The organism is Pseudoroseomonas cervicalis ATCC 49957 (assembly GCF_000164635.1).
Taxonomy (GTDB): Bacteria; Pseudomonadota; Alphaproteobacteria; order Acetobacterales; family Acetobacteraceae; genus Pseudoroseomonas; species Pseudoroseomonas cervicalis.
Genome location: NZ_GG770882.1, coordinates 1 through 1,853, shown reverse-complemented (window position 1 = coordinate 1,853; position 1,853 = coordinate 1). Strand labels below are relative to the sequence as shown.

General features: G+C 73.2%; 2 protein-coding genes. Both read left to right on the top strand.

Going from position 1 to position 1,853, the window contains the following annotated elements:
- Positions 1–793, top strand: a 793-nt coding sequence (locus tag HMPREF0731_RS19970; protein ID WP_007006026.1) for a sensor histidine kinase, incomplete at its 5' end; no start/stop codon positions are given.
- Positions 793–1,853, top strand: a 1,061-nt coding sequence (locus HMPREF0731_RS19965; protein WP_007006025.1) for a sigma-54-dependent transcriptional regulator, incomplete at its 3' end; no start/stop codon positions are given. The genes HMPREF0731_RS19970 and HMPREF0731_RS19965, both read left to right, overlap by 1 nt.

Below are 1,853 nucleotides of genomic sequence, written 5' to 3'. Positions count from 1 at the left end.
GGAGGCCGAGGTGGCGCAGCGCACCGCCGAGCTGCGCGCCGCCAATGCCGAGCTGCGCGACGAGGTGGAGGAGCGCCGCCGCGCCGAGGCCGCGCTGATGCGGCTGCGCGACGAGCTGGGCCAGGCCAACCGCCTGGCGGTGCTGGGCCAGATCACCGCCAGCGTGGCGCATGAGATCAACCAGCCGGTCGCCGCCATCCGCAGCTTCGCCGACAATGCCGCGCTGCTGGCCGAGCGCGGCGACAGCGGCGCCGCGCGGCGCGCCATGGGCACCATCGCGACGCTGACCGAGCGGATCGGCGCCATCACCGCCGGGCTGCGCGGCTTCGCCCGCAAGAGCACCGGCGAGACCCGCCCCGAGCCGGTGCGCGGCGCCATCGAGGGCGCGCTGCTGCTGCTCGGCCACCGGCTGCGCCAGCACGGCATCGCGGTCGATCTCGCCATCGAGGGCGAGCCGATGGTGCGGGTGGAACGGGTGCGGCTGGAGCAGATCCTGGTCAATCTGGTGCAGAACGCCATCGAGGCCTTGCAGGACCAGCCCGAGGGCCGCATCGCCATCGGCGCCGCGGCGGAGGGCGGGCGGGTGCGCATCCGCGTCGCCGACAATGGCCCCGGCCTGGCGCCGGCGGTGCGGCAGGCGTTGTTCATGCCCTTCACCACCACCAAATCCGCCGGGCTGGGGCTGGGTCTGGTGATCTCGCGCCAGATCGCCGCCGATCTCGGCGGCACGCTGGAGGCGCCGGAGACCGCATCCGGCGCGCTGTTCGTGCTGGAGCTGGAGTTGGCCGCCTGATGGATGTGCTGTTCGTCGACGATGACGCGATGCTGCGCGAGGCCAATCTGCAGAGCTTCGCGCTGGCCGGGCTGCAGGCGATGGCCGTGCCCTCCGCCGCGCGGGCGCTGGAGGTGGTGGATGACGGCTTCCCCGGCGTGGTGGTGACCGATATCCGCATGCCCGGCATGGACGGGCTGGCGCTGTTCCGCCGGCTGCGCGCGGCCGATGACGGGCTGCCGGTCATCCTGATCACCGGCCATGGCGACATCCCCATGGCGGTGGAAGCGATGCGCGACGGCGCCTTCCACTTCCTGCCCAAGCCCTATCCGGCGGAGCAGCTGGTCACCTCGGTGCGGCACGCGCTGGAGCAGCGGCGGCTGGTGCTGGAGAACAGGCGCCTGGCGCGCGCCGTGGCGCTGGCCGAGGGCGACAACACGCTGCTCGGCGCCGCCCCCGCCATGGAGCGGCTGCGCGCGACGCTGCGGCAGATCGCCGATGCCGAGATCGACGTGCTGGTCGAGGGCGAGACCGGCAGCGGCAAGGATGTGGTGGCGGGCGCGCTGCATCGCTGGAGCCGCCGCGCCCACCGCCCCTTCGTCGCGCTGAACTGCGGCGCGCTGCCCGAGAGCGTGATGGAGAGCGAGCTGTTCGGCCATGAGGCCGGCGCCTTCACCGGCGCGCAGAAGCGCCGCGTCGGCCGCATCGAGCATGCCGATGGCGGCACGCTGTTCCTCGACGAGATCGAGGCGATGTCGCCCGCCATGCAGGTGAAACTTCTCCGGGTGCTGGAAAGTCGCGAGATCGCGCCGCTCGGCACCAACGAGGTGCGGCGGCTGGATCTGCGCGTGGTCGCCGCCACCAAGCTGCCGCTGATCGAGCTGGTGAAGCGCGGCGGCTTCCGCGAGGATCTCTATTACCGCCTGCATGTGGTGACGCTGCGCGTGCCCCCCTTGCGCGAGCGGCGCGAGGATGTGCCGCTGCTCTTCGCGCATTTCCTGGAGCGCGCGGCGCGCCGCTTCGGCCGCGCGGCGCCGGCGCTGGACGCCGCGCTGCGCGCGCATCTGGCGCAGCATGACTG